The sequence below is a fragment of the Methanoculleus sediminis genome, assembly GCF_001017125.1.
GTDB classification, from domain to species: domain Archaea; phylum Halobacteriota; class Methanomicrobia; order Methanomicrobiales; family Methanoculleaceae; genus Methanoculleus; species Methanoculleus sediminis.
Genome location: NZ_JXOJ01000001.1, coordinates 17,904 through 35,124, shown reverse-complemented (window position 1 = coordinate 35,124; position 17,221 = coordinate 17,904). Strand labels below are relative to the sequence as shown.

The following is a 17,221-nucleotide window of genomic DNA, read 5'->3' as shown; positions in this document are numbered from 1 at the left end:
GAATTTTATTTAATAGTATCCATTATTTTCTCCGTCAGACCTCCAGATTCCAGAGATCGTCCCCGACATAGTGGATGCTTTTAACGGACTTGCCCTTCTCCTGCCGCTCCATATCGGCTGCATCGAAGAGCGCAATCCCCACGGCAAGCGGTTTTCCGTGCCGCTCCTCGACGACCTGCACCGGGTGCCCCGCACGGATGTCCGCCGAGATCGATACGATCCCGGGGCGCATGGCATCCGCGCCGTTTGCGACGAACCTGACCGCGCCGGAATCGACCACCACCCGCCGCTCGGGGATCGGGTGCTCGACGAGCCCCCGCAGGGTCGGGAACGCCCAGTCTTCGGCCCCCATCAGGAGGGGCTTTTTATCGATGAGATAGATCCCGACGGGAGCATCCGTCTCCACCCGCTCGATCCTGTCCGACCGGAAGAGGTCGGCCGATGCCCCGATCTCGTCCGTGAGTCGCTCGAGAAGTTCGCTTATCTGTGATTTCCGGATGACGTGGCGCTTCTTTACGGTAATCTTTGGCATGTGTCGAAACCTCGAGGTGGCGCTGACTCTCGCGCAGCAACGCGGTTATATTTAAGTAGCTTCCTCACTCAAATATATTACTCCAGAATGGACGGCAAAGGGTAATCATATGACGCCAAGACCGTTGGATATTTTAGATCAGGTACTGAATCGTCAGCCCGTCATCATCAGCCTGAAAGGTGGGAGAGAGATCCGGGGGATCCTCCAGGGATACGACGTTCACATGAATCTGGTACTGGACAAGGCAGAAGAAGAAGTGGACGGCGCGGCGCAGAAACTCGGCACGTTGATCGTCCGCGGTGACAATGTGATTTACATTACCCCTTCAGTCGAATAACATTAGGTGAGAGAGAATGTCAAAAGGCACACCATCGATGGGCAAGCGGCAGAAACGCACTCACATCGCCTGCAGGCGATGCGGCAAGATCTCGTTCCACGCACAGCACAAAGTCTGTGCGGCCTGTGGGTTCGGCAGAAGCCGGAGGATCCGCAGTTACCGCTGGACGGAGAAGAAGGCAAAGGTACCGACGCATTAGAGTTGCATCATGTGTGGTATCGTTGGCATCGTCGATGCTGGCGGTGTCTCGTTTCCGCTGTACTACGCCCTGTATGCTCTCCAGCACCGGGGGCAGGAGAGCGCAGGGATCTCTACTTTTGAAGGCACGACCCTGTACACCCACAAAGCCCAGGGGCTCGTTGCCGAGGTCTTCAACAGCCAGACCCTGCAGGATCTGCGGGGCAACGCCGGAATCGGACACGTCCGCTACCCGACAACCGGGTCGAAGGTCCCGGAAAACGTTCAGCCGTTCAATTTCCGGTACCGGGGGCTCGATCTCTCGATCGCCCATAACGGCAATCTGGTCAATACGGTCGAACTCCGTGAGGAATACGAGCGCCGGGGGCAGATCTTCTGCACCACGACCGATACCGAGATCATCGGCAACATCATCGCCGATGCGCTCCGGACCTCCAAAAGTATGGAGGATGCCGTCCTGCTCTGCATGCGGCGGCTGCGGGGCTCCTACGCCACCGTAGCGCTCCTGAACAATACCGTCTACGCCTTCCGGGACCCGCTCGGCATCAAGCCGCTCTGCATCGGAAAACTCGACAACGGTTACATCGTCGCGTCGGAGAGCGTGGCGATCGATGCGCTGGACGGCACGTTCGTCCGGGACGTGCGTCCCGGCGAACTCGTCCGGATCGATGAGTCCGGGCTCACCTCCGTTCAGGTCGCGACCGCGAACCGGAGGGCCTACTGCATCTTCGAGTACATCTACTTCGCCCGCGCCGACTCGGTGATGGACGGGACGCTGGTCTACGATGTGCGGCGCCGGATTGGGCAGAAACTCTACGATGCCAGGCCCATTGAGGCGGACGCGGTCTGTCCGGTCCCCGACTCCGGGATCGCGTACGCCGCGGGCTACGCCAAGCAGTCCGGGATCCCGTTCCTCGAGGGGCTGATGAAGAACCGTTACATGGGCCGGACGTTCATCATGCCGACCCAGCAGCAACGGGAGCGGGCGGTCCGGATCAAACTCAACACCGTCCGGGGAAACCTGAAGGACAAACGGGTGGTGCTCATCGACGACAGCATCGTCCGGGGGACGACCTCCCGCCGGATCGTGAACATGATCCGCGACGCGGGGGCCGAAGAGATCCACCTCCGGGTCGGCTCCCCGCCGATCATCGCCCCCTGCTACCTCGGGGTGGACATGCCCACCCGCACGGAGCTGATCGCAAGCGGCAAGGAGGTCGAGGCGGTCCGTAGGAGCGTCGGCGCGACGTCGCTCACCTACATTCCACTTGAGGATCTGGTGGAGGCGATCGGGTGCGGCGAGCGGAACCTCTGCACCGGGTGCCTGACGGGGTGCTACCCGGTGGAGATCAACGGGGAGAAGAGCTGCCACTGTGTCGTGGACTACGTGGCCGGCACCCACCAGTCCGATCTCTCGACCTTCAGGGCCGGGAAGGAAGAGACGTAAGCCACTGTTCCGGATCACCGTCCTCTTATTTTTCCGGCATGCGGGGATAATATGTATCCTGCTGGTTCAAAAGAGCCCGTACACGTTTTGCGCGGTTTACAGCCCCTATTCCGGGCGGATCGGGTGTAAATGTGCGTCCCGGCCCGGAAAAAGAACCCTTATGGTGCAGGAGACGGATAACGAAGAAAAAGATGCAAAAACGCGAGAGAGTCTCTCATAGCGAGGGATGGATTTGAACCATCGATCTACGGGTTATGAGCCCGCCGGGATTTCCTGACTACCCCACCTCGCTTCCGACCTGTGAGGTATATACATTGTTTTTCGGGAGATATATATCTTTGTGCGGGCCGGACCGGTGCGAGTTCCGGGCGGCGGTGCCCGGCGGGAGGCTAATTATTTAATATGAGCGAACGGCATACCTCCGTCATATGGAAGGAGAGAGGCCGCTTGACGACGAACTGCAGCGTCTCCGGGAAGAACGGCTCCGGAAACTCGAAGAACGGCTCACGGGAACGCCGGGCGGCGTCATCGAGGTCGCCGATGGTACGTTCCAGACGATCCTGCAGGAACACCGCGCCCTGGTCGTCGACGTCTGGGCGGAATGGTGCGGCCCCTGCCGGATGGTGGCCCCGGTCGTCGAAGACCTTGCGCGTGACTTCGCCGGCAGGGTTACCTTCGGCAAGTGCAACGTCGACGAAAATCCCAGAATCGCGTCGAGTTTCAGCATAACGGCGATACCCACGCTCCTGTTCTTCGCGAACGGGATGCTGGTCGACCGGGTGGTCGGCGCGCTCCCGAGAGAGGCCGTCAAAGCACGGGTCATGCGGGCGTTCGGCACCGGCTAAAGGAGCGCGCCCTGCCGGCACCGGAGCCACTCGGAGAGCCGTGCGGCCATGATGAAGTCGTTGCGGGAGAGTCCGCCGATGGCGTAGGTATACCAGGCGACGTCCACGTACCTTGCAGCGTGGATGCCGAGATCCGGGAGATGGTTCTCTCGCGCGGCAAACCCGGCGACCTCGTTGAGGAACGTCACCGCTTCATCGAACCCTTTGCAGGCGAACCGGGCGGTAAGCCGCCCGTCTTCGAGCGACCAGTCCGGGACTTCCGGCAGGAGGTCGGCGATCTCCCGCCGGGTCAACGGTGCCGTATCCGCGACATCCGGGACGATCGCTTCAGACGAAAGATCCATACTGATCCCTCATCGGAGAGGACGAAAAAGGTTATTCTCCGGAGCACCGGTGCTTGAAGACTTTCAGGTTGCTTGAGCACCGATAGGTGCGAAGAACGCGAAGGCTGCGCGTCCTTCGCGCAAGACCGTATCGTCATCTACACTAATAACTCACGCGAAGCCGCGAAGAGCGCGAAGACCCGGTTGGTTGAGAGTTACACTCCTTCACACCTAACGGTGCTCATGCTCCTGCCATTCTGGCAGTCGCACTTCGCGGCTTCGCGCTCTTCGCGTGAGACCATGGTTGCCGTCCCGGTACATGCAAGAAATTTCTATAATAAGATGACACGGTGCACTAGCGCAACTTCCTGATCAGGAACGCAACGTTCTCGGCGAACCGCCGGACCGTTCTCATCCCTTCTTCGTCGCCCAGGGCTTCCCCCGGCGTTCTCCCGAAGACCATGTTCCAGTAGGTCGAGCCCGGCACGATCATGTCGTTGATGAGGTAAAACATCAGCAGTTCCTGGAGCGTGGCGGTATGCCCGCCTCGCCGGGCCACAGCGATCGGGCCGCCCACCTTCCGCGAGAGGAAGGAGTCGGACGCCATCGAGACCATCCCGATCCGCTGCAGGGCCGCCGTGACGTCGCCGCGGGCGGTGCCGAAGTAGACCGGGGTTCCCACGATGAACCCGTCGGCCTCCCGGATCTTCTCGATGATCTCGTTCAAGCCGTCGTCGAGGGCGCACTCCCCCTCGGTGCAGAGCCCGCAGGCGGTGCAGGAGAGGATATGCTTCTCCCCGAGCAGGATGGTCTCGGTCTCGATACCCTCGCGCTCGAGGACCTTTGCGCACTCCCCGAGCACCTGTGCGGTGTTCCCCCCGGGCCGGGGGCTTCCGCAGAGCAGCACAACGCTTCCGGTCGACATCTCACACCTCGATCAGCCGGTAATCGGCATCCCCGAGCCCAATGGCAGCCGCATACTCGAACTGGTACCTGCCGTCCGTGTAGTCCCAGATCCCCTTAAACTTGTCTTCCCCGGGAGCGAAGTTCCCCGCAAGCTGCGTCCGGGAGAACCCCTGCTCGCTGTTGACCAGATCGAAACTCGCGTGGTCGATCGCGACCGGGTCGGTGGAGGCGAGGATCCCGATATCGGGGACGACGGCCGCGTCGCTCCAGGAGACGCAGTCGCAGTCCGGGGTGATGTTGAGGAGGAAGTTGACGTAGCCGACCCTTCCGGATTTGCCGCGAACGGCGCCGAGGGCGTACTCGCAGAGCCGCTCGATGAACGGCCGGATCTCCGTCGTCCAGTCGAACTCGATCGCGCCCGTCGGGCAGGCACGCATGCAGTCGCCGCACCCGACGCAGTGCTCCGGGTTGAGCACCGCCCGCCCGTCGGCGAGGGTCATCGCCGCCTGCGGGCAGACCGTGGTGCACTTCCCGCACCCGCCGCACCGCTCGATCTCCACGAACGGCCGGCCCGCATGCTGCTCCGCCTTCCCCGACGGCGGGGCGCAGCCCATCGCCAGGTTCTTGATCGCGCCGCCGAACCCGGCGAGGTCGTGGCCCTTGACGTGCGAGAGAACGATCATGCTGTCGGCGTCGAGGATGCTCCCGGCGATCCGGACGCGTTCGAAGTGCTTCCCCCCGACGGCGACCTCCCTCCAGTAACCGCCGGAAAGGCCGTCGGCGATGATGACCGGGGCGCCGGAAACCGCGTAGGCGAACCCGTGCTCGATTGCGGTGACGGTGTGCCGGACGGCGTCGGCCCGGCTCCCGGCATAGAGGGTGGCGGTATCGGTGATGAACGGGTGCGCTCCGCGCTCTTTTATCTTATCGACCACCTGCCGGGCGAAGAGCGGGTGGACGTAGGTGTCGCACCCGCGCTCGCCGACGTGCAGTTTGACGGCCGCAAGGTCCCCCGGCCGGATAGCCGCGTCAAACCCGGCCGCATCAAAGAGGCGGCGAATCTTCGCGGCTTTGCTCTCGTGGTGACCCCGTGCCCTGATACCGGCAAAATAGACGTCTGCCATCGATCCATGCTCCCTTACGGGTACTCTCCGGCTGCCGGGGGATAAGAATTGCGCCGGGTTTCGGTGCTTCGATAAAAGTTCAAAGGGTGGAGAGGAAAGAACCTCTCACACCATCTCCATACCCTTCAGCCGCACGCCGGGTTCCTTCGTCACCTCGCCGACAACCCGGGCTCCGGGGAGGATTGCGCGGATTGCGGCGACGCTTTTCTCCGGAACAACGAAGGCGTAGCCCATGCCCATGTTGAAGGTGCGGTACATCTCCGTATCGCTGATCCCGCCGGCCTCCTGCAGCCAGGAGAAGATCTCCGGGACATCGAGAGGGTCGGTGAAGGAGAACCCGTACTCCGAGAGCCTCTTGAAGTTCAGGAGGCCGCCGCCGGTGACGTGGCACATCCCGTGAACCTCGCAGGCCTCCGTCACCCGGAGCACCTCGGCGTAGATCCGGGTCGGCGTCAGGAGTTCTTCACCGAGGGTCTTGTTGTTCGAGAGACGGGTCTCGTAGGATCCGCAGTCCTCGACGACCTTGCGGGCGAGGGTCAGGCCGTTGCTGTGGATGCCGCTCGAGGGAACCCCGACGATCAGGTCGCCGGGGACGATCCCCTCGCCGGTGACGACCTTCTCCTTCTTCTGAACCCCAAGACACGTCCCCGCAAGATCGAGACCGTTCACGAGCCCCCTGAGAGTTGCGGTCTCGCCGCCGACGATGTTCATGTTCGAAAGCCTCGCTCCCTCGTTCAGTCCTTCGCCGATCTGGGCCATCTTCTCCGGCGAGAGCGCGTCGGTCGCGATGTAGTCGACGAACGCCACGGGCTCGAGGTTCATCACGTAGAGGTCGTTGACGTTCATCGCGATGCAGTCGATCCCGACGGTGTGCCAGTCCTGGAGGGCGTCCGCGACGAGCATCTTGGTGCCGACGCCGTCGACCGCGAGCGCGAGGACGTACTGCCCGAAGTCGATCAGTCCGGCGAAGTGCCCGACCTTCCCGAGCATCGAAAAGTCGCCGGATCTCCGGTAGGTGAGGGAATCGATCAGCGCCCGGACCGCCCGGGCCTCGAGGTCGATATCGACCCCGGCTTCGCGGTAGGTATGTTCTTCAGCAGTCATCCGAGTTCTCCGATAAGCGGAATTCATCGTGCAGCACCTGCAGGGCGCGCTTCCCGTCCCCGCCCTTCACGACGAAGGAGACGTTCACCTCGCTTGAACCCTGCGAGATCATCATCATGTTGATGCCGGCCCGGCCGATCGCCGAGAAGATCCGGCCCCCGGTTCCGGGCGTGCCGGCCATCCCCGCACCGACGACCGCGACCGCGGCGACGTCCCGGTCGTAGGTGACCTCCCGCACGATGCCCTGCTTCGCTATAGGGTTGAGGGCGGCGATCGCGGCGTCCAGGTGCGACTCGTCGATGATGAGGGAGATGTTCGCCTCGCTCGAGCCCTGTGAGATCATCATGACGTTCACCTCCCGCTCGGCAAGCGCGGAGAAGATCGTCTTCGCCACGCCGGGGCGGCCGACCATCTGGGCGCCGTTGATGTTGACCAGCGCCACCTTCTCGATCAGGGCGATGGCCTTGACCACCCGCAACTCCCGGTGCTCGTCGCGGAGGACGAGGGTGCCGGGGACTTCGGGCTTAAACGAGTTCTTGACCCGGATCGGGATGTCCTTCTGCATCGCGGGCTCGATAGAACGCGGGTGGAGGACTTTCGCGCCGAAGAAGGAGAGTTCCATCACCTCGAGATACGAGATGTCGTCGAGCACCCGGGCCTCCTTGATGATCCGGGGATCGGAGGTCATCACCCCGTCGACGTCGGTCCAGATCCAGATCTCGTCGGCATCGATCCCGGCACCGACGACGGCAGCGGAGTAGTCGGAACCGCTCCGCCCGAGGGTGGTGATGACGCCCTGCTCGGTCGCCCCCATGAAGCCCATGATCACCGGGACGGAACCGGCGAGCAGCGGGGCGACCCGGGCACGAATGTTCCCTTCGCTGACCGGGAGGGCGCGGGCGTCCCCGTGATTCCCCGTCGTGACGATCCCGGCCTCGGCACCGTCGAGAACCACCGAAGCGATCCCGCGCTGCCGCAGGGCGGCGCAGACGATCGGGGCGGAGAGCCGTTCCCCGAAGGAGATGATGTAGTCCCGGGACCGGGGAGTCAGTTCCTTTAAGGTGTGCACCGCGGTGAGGATGTTCTGCAGCCGGGTGAGCCGGTCGTCGATGACAGCCGTCACCTCGCGGGCATGATCGGGAGCCACCTCGTCAAGGAGCCGGGTGTGCCGCTCCCGCATCGCCGCTAGAAGCGTCCCGATCCGGGGCGGCTCCTTGCTCGACACGACCTCATCGGCCACCGCGATGATCCGGTCGGTGATCCCGGAGCATGCCGATACGACTACCGCGACCTCGTCGCCTGCGCTACGATGCGATTCCACGATATCTGCGACCCTTCTGATACAGTCCGCCTCTCCGACGGAAGTGCCGCCAAATTTCATTAAAAGCCTCATTCTGGCTCACTAGTCCCCTGCAATTACTTTATGGTATTATACAACGCACCGACTAATAAGATGCATGTAGACGAGATTGTGGACGCGCACGTGCTGGTTGTCGGAAGCGGCGGCGCCGGGGTGCGGGCCGCCATCGAGGCCTCCCGGTACGGCGACGTGGTCATGGTCTCCAAGACCATCGCCGGCAAAGGCGGGTGCACGACGATGGCGGAAGGCGGCTACAACGCCGTGCTGCGCGACCGGGACTCGGTCGACGTCCACCGCGAGGATACGCTGAAAGGCGGGGCGTACTTAAACGACCCGGCACTCGCGGACGCGCTGGTCCGCGAGGCGCCGGAACGGATGGCCGACCTCGTCCGGTGGGGCGCCGTCTTCGACGTCACGGAGGACCGGCAGGTCGCGCAGCGGCCGTTCGGCGGGCAGCGGTTCCCCCGGACCTGCTACGCCGGGGACAGGACCGGTCACGAGATGATCATGACCCTCCTCGACCGGCTCGACGCGACCGATACGCACCTCTACCAGGAGGTCTCGGTCGTCGACTTCATCAAAGACGAGAACGGGGCGGTCGCCGGCGCGATTGCTCTCGACCGGGACGGGGACGTCGTGTTCTTCCGCTCCGACGCGACGGTGCTCGCGACCGGCGGAGGGACGCAGGTCTACGATATATCCACGAACTCCGCCGCCGGGACCGGGGACGGCTTCGCCATGGCCTACCGGGCGGGGGCTGAACTGATCGATATGGAGATGGTCCAGTTCCACCCGACGGGTGCCGTCTACCCCTACGACGCCCGCGGCCGCCTGGTGACGGAGGCGGTCCGGGGCGAGGGAGGGCTTCTCCTGAACGCGCGGCGGGAGCGGTTCATGAAGCGCTACGATCCCGAGCGGATGGAACTCTCCACCCGGGACGTGGTTGCGCGGGCGATCGCGACCGAAGTGCTGGAGGGCCGGGGGACGAGCCGCGGCGGGGTCTACCTGGACGTGACCCACCTCCCGGCGGAGACGATCGAAGCCCGGCTCCCGGTGATGCTCGAGCAGTTCCTCGCGTACGGCGTGGATATCCGGCGGGAGCCGATGGAGGTCGCTCCGACCGCCCACCACATCATGGGAGGGCTCCGGATCACCCCGGAGTGCCGGACGACCATCCCCGGCCTCTTCGCCTGCGGGGAGGTAGCCGGCGGAGTGCACGGCGCAAACCGCCTCGGCGGGAACGCGCTCGCGGACACGCAGGTCTTCGGGAAGCGGGCCGGGGAGTTCGCCGGGAAGGCGCCCGCACGGAGCGGCCGGATCGATCCCGCCCGGATCGATGAGGTGACCCGGATGCTCGACGGTTTCTTCGAGGGTGCGATAAGTCCCGTAGACGTCAGGAAAGACCTGAAACTCACGATGTGGAACCAGGCCGGCATCTTCAGGAACGCCCCCGACCTCCGGACGGCGCTCGGGCACGTTCGCCGGCTGGCGGACAAGCGGCTCTGCGCCGCCTCGACCGCGAACCTGCTCGAATGCTGCACCGTCCGGAACATGTGCACCACGGCGTCCCTGATCGTCCGGTGCGCCCTGCTGCGGCCGGAGAACCGGGGAGCCCACGTCCGGCTGGACGCCGACGTGGCGACCGATCCGGCGACGTCGCCGTTCTCCCACACCTACGTCTCGCTCACCCGGGAGGGGATCGAGCGGCGGGAGGTGGCGGCATGAAGACGATCACCCTCCGGGTCTCCCGTTTCGACCCCGCCGTGGACGCGGAGCCGCACTTCGAGGAGTACACCGTCAGGGTCAACGAGGGCGCCCGGGTGCTCCACGCCCTCCACGCCGTCCGCGACGAGCACGACCCGACGCTCGCCTACCGCTACTGCTGCGGGTCCGGGCAGTGCGGGAGCTGCGCCGTCCGGGTGGACGGGAAACCCGTCCTCGCCTGCATGGAGGAGGCCCGCGACGGGATGACGGTCGAGCCGCTGGCCCTCCCGGTCTTGAAAGACCTGATGGTCGACCTGGAGCCGGTGATAGCAAAGATCGCCCGGATCTGCCCGGCTCCGGACGCAGCCCTCCCGGCACGTGAAGAGATCGAGGCGATCAAGCCGCTCCGGGACTGCATCGAGTGCCTCTGCTGCGTATCGGCCTGCCCGGCGCTCCAGGTGACGGATTTCGCGGGGCCGACAGTGCTCCGGCAGGAGATGCGCCTCGCCCTCGATCCCCGCGACTCGGGGGACAGGATCACCGATGCCATCGAGAAGGGGCTCTTCTACTGCACGACCTGCAAGCGCTGCACGGAGGTCTGCCCGAAAGATATCGAGATCCCGGGCAAGGCGATCGAGAAACTCCGGGAGATCGCGAACCGCCGCGGGCTGACCCTCCCCCGCCACCAGGAGGTGGCGCGGCTGGTGCAGGAGACCGGCCGGAGCGTCGAGCGGACGCAGCCGACCTTCCTCGAAGAGGTGCCGGAGGTGATCGAGCCCGACGGCCCCGTCCGCGGCGAGGTGGGGTTCTTCGTCGGGTGCATGTTCAACGGCCGGGTGCCGCAGACGGCGCTCGACGCGATGGAAGTGATGAAGCGCAACGGCATCCGGGTGATCGTCCCCCACGACCAGGTCTGCTGCGGCTCGCCGCTGATCCGGACGGGGCAGACGTCGTTCCTTGACGACCTGAAGAAGAAGAACATCGAGGCCTTCGCCCGCCGCGGGATCAAGACCGTGATGACGATCTGCGCCGGGTGCGGGGCGACGCTGAAGAACGATTACGAGACGCCGTTTACGGTGAAAGACGTCACGGAGATCCTCACCGAGTACGGGATCGAGCCCCCGGCGAAGCTCGATATCAGGGCGACCTACCACGACCCCTGCCACCTCCTCCGCGGCCAGGGGATCAGCGAGCAGCCGCGGACGCTCCTCCGCGAAGCCGTCAGGGAGTTCGTGGAGATGCCGACGCAGTGCTGCGGCGCCGGCGGCGGCGTCCGGTCGGGGGTGCCGGAGGAGGCAAAGGCCCTCGGGGCGAAGCGCGACGAGTGCGTGAAGGCGACCGGCGCGGACGTGGTGGTGACGGTCTGCCCGTTCTGCGAGTTCCATATCGCGGACTGCACGGACGTGCCCGTCAAAAACCTGACGACGATCCTGCTCGAGGGGTACCGGAAGAAGGACGCGGAGCGGGAAGGATCTTCATAATACTCTCTTTTTGGTGTAACCCCGGACAGCCGCCGGCGAGATGGTCTCCGGCGATCCGGGGAGGGTGAACAGGGACAGAAGAGACATAAACATCCCCCGTAACCGGTACAGAACACGAGATGAGATCGTGCCGGGGTTTCCTGGAGGCTTCGGTCACCGGGAACGGCTGTTGAAAGAAGACAAACATCTACGGGACAATTGATATACTGAGGGACCGGGGTGCATGCAATTAATGCTGTGCCCGGTAAGACTCTACCAGAGGAAGGGAAATGCAGATCGCGAATGCTCCCGACGGCACCATCCGCATCGACGGAAAGGTTGTGACCTCACTCGATCGTTTTGTGGCCTCGGTGACGAGCATCATCGAGTGGTATACCCGCTACGTGATCGTCAGCGGGTACGTTGCAATCCTTTTTGGAAGAGCCAGAGGTACGGAAGATATTGATATTTTCATCGATTACATGGATTACGATACGTTCCGGCCATTTTCAGAAGACCTTCTGGCGCAAGGGTTTTACTTCCTGAATTCCGACGATATCGAGGAGATCTACTCGATGCTCTGCGACAGGCTTGCCGTGCGGATTGCCGGAGCCGGAAGGATCATCCCGAATATCGAGATGAAGTTCAAGAAAGACGACTTCGATCGTTATGCGATGTCCAGGGCGAAGACGGTAGAGTTCGACGACATCCGGTTCTTCGTATCGCCCATCGAGCTGCAGATTCCCTACAAACTCTATCTTGGGAGCGACAAGGATATCGAGGATGCGGTCTATCTCTGGGTGTTGTTCCGGGAGATGCTGGACAGCGAACTCCTGCGATCGTTCATGGAGCGCCTGCAGGTCCGGGGGGAACAGTATGGAATTGAAGTTTGACCGCGAGAAGAACAGGCAGGAGCGGCTGGCCTTTGTCCGGAGACATGCCCTCCGGGTCAGGGAGGTCCCAAACGAGGTGTGGAGCCGCGAGCAGGCCGACCTGATCGACGCGTTCTTTGAGAATGCCGAAAACTTCGCTCTTTCCCGGTCCGAATACCTCCGGATGCACCAGGCTGCCCGGCACCGCCCCGAACCGGTGCACGGCGACGGGTAACTTCAGGCTGGGGGAACAGGTCCGTTTCCAGGTATTGGTTCAAATGTGTTCCATGTGGAACAAAATGCGTCCATCCAGATCGCTGCTCTCCTGACCCGGGTCACCTGCACCTCCGAAAACCTGCCGGGGATTCGGACATTTCATGTGACGCACTCGCGACGGATGAACCGGCGTAAACCGATGCTCCCTTTTGTTGTTTGCTTCCCATATATGCCAGCGGGTGAACGTGCGCCCCAAAAGCCGGCACGACGCCCGTCCTTACACCGGCGGCGGACCTTCTCCTCACCTCTCCAGCGGCCGAGACCAGACGTTCATGCTCTCGAACCCGCCGCAGATGTTGGTGTTATTGACGAGGGTGCCCCCCCACGCGTACCCCGCCCGGGCAAACACGGCGTTGATCGGGTAGGAGAGAGCCCGGGCGATGGTGAAGGCGGTCTTCATCCCGGCCGCCCGCATCTCCTCCTCCATCCGCAAAAGGAGGAAGCCCGAGAGGCTTTTGCCCCGGAAATCCGGGTGCACGGCGAAGTCGGTCATCTCGACGTTCTCGTCCTCGCGGTAGATCTCCGCCGAGGAGGCCGCGGCAAGCCGGCCGTCTTCGGTGCGGACGAGGAAGTAGCGGTAGTCCCCGGCCATCGTCTCCCGCAGGTAGCCGGGATCACCGATGGGGAACGGGTAGGTCGCAAAGACCTCGCCGTAGAGCGCGGCAAGGTCGTCGGCGTCGTCTTCCGCCGCAGGGGCGCACGTCCAGCCGGGCGGAAGGGCGGCCGGATGGGCATCGCCAGCCTTCTCCCGGACGGCCGCGAGGACCGCGGCGACGTCACCCGACTCCCGCCGGCGTTCCGCATCAAAGAACTTCGCCGCGAAATACCCGTCCTCCCTGCCCCGGAAGAATCCCGGAACCCGTGCCTCGACGACGTAGCCCCGGGAGATGAAGAGCGGGAGGGCGGAGGCGGGCACCTTTGCAAATATCTTCGAGTAACCCTCCTTCTGTGAGAGCGCATCCAGATCGTCGAGGATTTCTGGGAGGTCGGCGGGCGAGAGGTGCATCACGTAGATGCGGTCGCTCAACCGCCCGTGCTGGACGAGAGTGCCGCCGATCGTCGTGACGGTGTCAGGACTCATTTCTCCGCTCGAACCGCTCGGTGTTCTCCGGGACGAGCGCAGTCGTCGGGTCCTCGTCGGAGAGGAGTTTGACGATCCCGACCGCCTTGGACTCGTCCGCGCCCTCGAGTTTGAGGTACTGCCCGCAGGTCGCGCACTTGCGGTCGCACCAGACCGGTTCGTAGGAGTCGGGCTCGCGGTAAGTGGTGATCACCCCCTCGAAGTTCCGGAGCACCACCCGGTTCGTTGCCCAGGAGATGAGGTACTGGGGCATCACCGGGATCTTCCCGCCGCCGCCGGGAGCGTCGATGACGTAGGTCGGGACGGCAAACCCGCTGGTATGCCCGATAAGGCTCTCGACGATCTCGATCCCCTTCGAGACCGGGGTGCGGAAGTGGGTGAGCCCCTCGGAGAGGTCGCACTGGTAGAGATAGTAGGGGCGGACCCGGTTCCGGACGAGTTTCTGCACCAGGGTCTTCATGATCCGGGGGCAGTCGTTCACCCCCGCCAGGAGGACGGTCTGGTTGCCGAGCGGTATGCCGGCATCGGCAAGCCGGGCGAGCGCTTTCTGTGAGGACGTGGTGATCTCCGCCGGGTGGTTGAAGTGGGTGTTCACCCAGAGCGGGTGGTGACGGGCGAGCATCCTGGCGAGGTCGTCCGTGACCCGGTAGGGGAGGACGACCGGAACCCGGCTGCCGATCCGGACCACCTCGACGTGCTCGATGTCGTCGAGTTCGGTCAGGATCCAGTCGAGGCGGTCGTCGGGGAGCATGAACGGGTCGCCCCCGGAGAGGAGGACGTCCCGGATACCGGGGTTCTCCCGGATGTAGTCGAGGCTCTCGAGGATCTCGGTTTCCGAGGGGACGGAGTCGACGTCCCCGACCTTCCGCTTCCGGGTGCAGTGCCGGCAGTACATGGCGCAGACGTTGCTGACCAGGAACAGCACCCGGTCGGGGTAGCGGTGGGTGATGCAGGGGGCCGGGTGATCGGCGTCCTCGGCAAGCGGGTCTTCCATGTCGTCGGGCTCGACCTGCAGCTCCGCCGGTGACGGAAAGCACTGCATGAAGATCGGGTCGTTCCAGAGATCCTTTGGATCGATGAGCGAGAGGTAGTACGGGGTTATCCTCAGGGGGAACCTGCTCGCGGTCTCTTCCAGCTCCCGCCGCTCGTCCTGCCCGAACGATACGCCGAGCAGCCGCTCGAACGTGGAGATATCGGTGATCGCGTGCCGGACATGCCACCTCCAGTCCCGCCAGACTTCCGCGGCGGCACCTGCATCGATCCTTTCTGCTATCTCCTGCTGGTTGGTTGATAAAATGGCCATTCGCAGTTCCTCCGGGTCACACTGTACCGCCAATCATATATAACAGGATCGATCTCCCCGTAAAATGCGCAGAAATCAAAAATGTGCCCTAAAAATCAGGATCAATGGGCGGAGCAGCGTGGACCGGAGGAGGTCAGTCCTGTTCTTCGCCGCGATTCAAGAGCATCATGCTCGTGAAGACCCCGGAGAAGACGACCTGCATTCCGGCAAGGAAGAGTGCCAGCGCCCAGACGGCGTTTGCGATCTGGAAGAGCGGGCCGAACCCGGAGGCGGCCCAGTCCCGGAGGATGGCGAGCCCGACGAGACCGCCGCCGGCCATCAGCAGGATCCCGGCGAGGAGCTCCCGCTCGAGGTTGTGGTAGTTCATGAGCCGGGAGAGGAACGGCCCCGCCTCGCCGTAGCCCTGGACGGCCGAGTAGACGGCGATGTTTATCCCGGCAAAGAGCGCCTGGAGCCCGCCGACGAAGAAGAGGGCGGCGAGGATGAAGGAGTGGATGAACGAGGTCTCGACCTCTCCCCGGAAGGCGAAGATGACCATCAAAAAGAAGCCGAAGATCGTGAAGAGCAGCCCCGGAACGGTGACGAAGGGGATCGGCCGGTAGAGGAGCATGAACCGGACGTGCCGCCAGCCGTCGGAGAAGCTCTGCAGTTTCGAGGGAGCGACCCGGGCGGAGTAGGTGATCGGGACTTCGTCGATGCGGAGATTGGCCTTCGCCGCCTCGATGATCATCTCGCTTGCAAACTCCATCCCCCCGGTCTTCACATTCATCCGTTCGAGCGCCTCCCGCCGGAACGCCCGAAACCCGGTGTGTGCATCCGATATCCGGATGGAAAAGACCCGGTTGAGGAGCCAGGTGAGGAAGGGGTTGCCCACGTACCGGTGGAGGGCGGGCATCGCCCCCGGCCGGATCTCCCCCCTGAGCCGGGAGCCGAGGGCCATGTCGGCGCCGGCATCGAGCAGGGCGAGGAGCTTCGGGATCTCGAGGAAGTCGTAGGTGTTGTCCGCGTCCCCGATGACGATGTACCTCCCCCGGGCGCACGCGAGCCCCGCGAGGTAGGCGTTGCCGTAGCCCCGCTTCTCCGGCCGGACGACCCTGGCCCCGAGGTCCCGGGCGATCGCCGCCGTCCGGTCGTCGGAGGAGTCGGCGATGATGATCTCGCCGTCGATCTCGAGATCGGCAAAGACCGTCCGGATCTTAGTGATGCACTCGCCGATGGTGGCCTCTTCGTTGAGGGCCGGGAGGACGACGGAGAGGGCGGGGGTATCCATTTTCTGGAATAGTATCGGGCTTTCGCCGTATAGAGTGTATCGATTGGGGTGTGGGGTTTGGGGGGTCGGCGTCCTTCGCCATCCGGGCGCTTTCGACCGATACTGCTGATCCTTCACACGTCGAAGGACTGTCCGGACCGGGCACGGTCGAGACATGAGCCGACACTGTCATCCCGTCGGACCGAGGAACATTTGCTCCCTTTACCGTTCCAGCCATCGCAGCCTGAGCGCAACCGGACGGCTCCATGCTTCCGGTGATGAAAAGAGTTTTATGTATGATCAGCACCTATCAGGATTCAATGTCTGCTACGGAGAACATACCCGTATCGGAAGAGACCTATCATCAGATCCTGGATCTCAGGCGCCCGGACGAGACGCTCAACGATACGCTCGCGAGATTGGTGGAGAGCGTTAAAAAACAACGACTCACTGATGATATCGAAGAAGCCATGGCTCGCAATGAGTTCGTGGAGTTAGACCTGTGACATTCCGCCTCATGGTGGATAAGCGTGCGCTTGATTTTTTAAATTCTCTCGACGCCAGAGATCGACGGGTTATCAAAGCCAAACCGAGAATCTTACGGGAGAATCCCTATCCCGGTTCGGATGGGGACAAAGAGAAACTCCACACCAATAAAAAGCATGAATCGTACCGACTCCATATCGCACGTACGTTCACCGTAATCTACAATATCAATTCGGACGAAAAACTCGTTTATATCACCCACATCATGCCCATTGAAAAGGCACATCGAAGATACGGGCGCATTTAAACTCCCCGGCGGCAACCGGGACACGAGGTAGAACAGCCCGAGTGTTGTGTTGAATAAGTCCGGTCACCCGACCACAAACGTAAAGATGACGGATGCCCAGACCGGACCACCGGCGCTTACCGACGGCCTCAAGTGGGTCGTTGACTAGAAAGTAGTATACTTATGGGTCAACGTTCCTTTGTGAACCGGGAACGTGAACTGCAGTTCCCATCCAATTATAGCGCGGAGACCCCGTCTTCAACCGGGGAGAGGCAGCCCCGTCAGAGAGGAGTTACCGGGTAGGTTCGCTATCGAGCATCTCCTCGAC

At 63.1% G+C, this 17,221-nt stretch carries 18 protein-coding genes and 1 tRNA gene; 9 read left to right on the top strand and 10 right to left on the bottom strand.

Annotated features, from left to right (window positions below):
• Positions 1-34: 34 nt before the first annotated feature.
• Positions 35-532 (bottom strand): RNA-binding protein, encoded by a 498-nt coding sequence (locus SZ63_RS00175; RefSeq protein WP_048179291.1) that lies wholly within the window; start codon positions 530-532, stop codon positions 35-37.
• A 109-nt stretch (positions 533-641) separates the two neighbouring features.
• On the opposite strand from SZ63_RS00175, the gene SZ63_RS00170 reads away from it, so the two are divergent.
• Genes SZ63_RS00170 through purF form a run of 3 tightly spaced genes read left to right on the top strand, consistent with a single transcriptional unit; the run spans position 642 to position 2,514 of the window.
• Entirely contained in the window at positions 642-869 is a 228-nt protein-coding gene (locus SZ63_RS00170) for an LSM domain-containing protein (RefSeq protein WP_011843085.1), read from the top strand.
• A 16-nt stretch (positions 870-885) separates the two neighbouring features.
• Positions 886-1,068 carry a 50S ribosomal protein L37e gene (locus SZ63_RS12550; RefSeq protein WP_082122590.1) on the top strand — a complete coding sequence of 61 codons (183 nt, stop codon included), beginning with the start codon at positions 886-888 and terminating at the stop codon, positions 1,066-1,068.
• A 9-nt stretch (positions 1,069-1,077) separates the two neighbouring features.
• Positions 1,078-2,514, top strand: a complete 1,437-nt coding sequence (gene purF, locus SZ63_RS00165) for an amidophosphoribosyltransferase (RefSeq protein ID WP_048179282.1) — start codon at positions 1,078-1,080, stop codon at positions 2,512-2,514.
• Between the two features lie 217 nt (positions 2,515-2,731).
• On the opposite strand, the gene SZ63_RS00160 is transcribed toward purF, so the two are convergent.
• Positions 2,732-2,806, bottom strand: a tRNA-Met gene (locus tag SZ63_RS00160).
• A 136-nt stretch (positions 2,807-2,942) separates the two neighbouring features.
• Here SZ63_RS00160 and trxA point away from each other — a divergent pair.
• Positions 2,943-3,359, top strand: a complete 417-nt coding sequence (trxA, locus tag SZ63_RS00155) for a thioredoxin (RefSeq protein WP_048179279.1) — start codon at positions 2,943-2,945, stop codon at positions 3,357-3,359.
• Here trxA and SZ63_RS00150 read toward each other — a convergent pair.
• The 5 genes from SZ63_RS00150 to SZ63_RS00130 form a co-directional block, all read right to left on the bottom strand.
• Complete coding sequence (locus SZ63_RS00150; protein ID WP_048179276.1) at positions 3,356-3,703, bottom strand: 4a-hydroxytetrahydrobiopterin dehydratase; 348 nt, start codon at positions 3,701-3,703, stop codon at positions 3,356-3,358. The genes trxA and SZ63_RS00150 overlap by 4 nt on opposite strands.
• A 334-nt stretch (positions 3,704-4,037) precedes the next feature.
• Positions 4,038-4,607: a flavodoxin family protein gene (locus SZ63_RS00145; RefSeq protein ID WP_048179271.1), complete on the bottom strand. Its 570-nt coding sequence runs from the start codon at positions 4,605-4,607 to the stop codon at positions 4,038-4,040.
• Position 4,608: 1 nt separating this feature from the next.
• Positions 4,609-5,712, bottom strand: coding sequence for a DUF362 domain-containing protein (locus SZ63_RS00140; RefSeq protein WP_048179265.1), 1,104 nt, complete (start codon positions 5,710-5,712; stop codon positions 4,609-4,611).
• A 105-nt stretch (positions 5,713-5,817) separates the two neighbouring features.
• A complete protein-coding gene (gene purM / locus SZ63_RS00135) occupies positions 5,818-6,816 on the bottom strand; it encodes a phosphoribosylformylglycinamidine cyclo-ligase (RefSeq protein ID WP_082122589.1) in 999 nt (332 codons plus the stop codon).
• Positions 6,806-8,197, bottom strand: a complete 1,392-nt coding sequence (locus tag SZ63_RS00130; protein WP_048179254.1) for an aspartate kinase — start codon at positions 8,195-8,197, stop codon at positions 6,806-6,808. The genes purM and SZ63_RS00130 overlap by 11 nt, the downstream gene beginning before the upstream one ends.
• 72 nt (positions 8,198-8,269) lie before the next feature.
• Here SZ63_RS00130 and tfrA point away from each other — a divergent pair, with 72 nt between their 5' ends.
• From tfrA to SZ63_RS00110, 4 genes are all read left to right on the top strand, one after another.
• A complete protein-coding gene (tfrA, locus tag SZ63_RS00125) occupies positions 8,270-9,901 on the top strand; it encodes a fumarate reductase (CoM/CoB) subunit TfrA (RefSeq protein WP_048179249.1) in 1,632 nt (543 codons plus the stop codon).
• Positions 9,898-11,361, top strand: a complete 1,464-nt coding sequence (gene tfrB / locus SZ63_RS00120) for a fumarate reductase (CoM/CoB) subunit TfrB (protein WP_048179242.1) — start codon at positions 9,898-9,900, stop codon at positions 11,359-11,361. The genes tfrA and tfrB overlap by 4 nt, the downstream gene beginning before the upstream one ends.
• Positions 11,362-11,630: 269 nt before the next feature.
• Positions 11,631-12,233 carry a hypothetical protein gene (locus SZ63_RS00115; RefSeq protein ID WP_048179239.1) on the top strand — a complete coding sequence of 201 codons (603 nt, stop codon included), beginning with the start codon at positions 11,631-11,633 and terminating at the stop codon, positions 12,231-12,233.
• On the top strand, positions 12,217-12,447 hold the full coding sequence (locus SZ63_RS00110) for a hypothetical protein (RefSeq protein ID WP_048179236.1): 231 nt from the start codon (positions 12,217-12,219) through the stop codon (positions 12,445-12,447). Before SZ63_RS00115 ends, SZ63_RS00110 begins: the two co-directional genes overlap by 17 nt.
• A 282-nt stretch (positions 12,448-12,729) precedes the next feature.
• Here SZ63_RS00110 and ablB read toward each other — a convergent pair whose 3' ends face one another.
• The 3 genes from ablB to SZ63_RS00095 form a co-directional block, all read right to left on the bottom strand.
• The gene (ablB, locus tag SZ63_RS00105) at positions 12,730-13,569 is read right to left on the bottom strand and encodes a putative beta-lysine N-acetyltransferase (protein WP_048179233.1); all 840 of its coding nucleotides are present in this window, start codon (positions 13,567-13,569) and stop codon (positions 12,730-12,732) included.
• Complete coding sequence (gene kamA / locus SZ63_RS00100) at positions 13,559-14,872, bottom strand: lysine 2,3-aminomutase (protein WP_048179229.1); 1,314 nt, start codon at positions 14,870-14,872, stop codon at positions 13,559-13,561. The genes ablB and kamA overlap by 11 nt, the downstream gene beginning before the upstream one ends.
• Positions 14,873-15,005: 133 nt before the next feature.
• Complete coding sequence (locus SZ63_RS00095; RefSeq protein ID WP_048179226.1) at positions 15,006-16,142, bottom strand: glycosyltransferase family 2 protein; 1,137 nt, start codon at positions 16,140-16,142, stop codon at positions 15,006-15,008.
• Positions 16,143-16,417: 275 nt separating this feature from the next.
• Between SZ63_RS00095 and SZ63_RS00090 the strand changes: the two genes are divergently transcribed.
• Entirely contained in the window at positions 16,418-16,627 is a 210-nt protein-coding gene (locus tag SZ63_RS00090) for a hypothetical protein (protein WP_082122588.1), read from the top strand.
• The last annotated feature ends 594 nt before the right edge of the window (positions 16,628-17,221 follow it).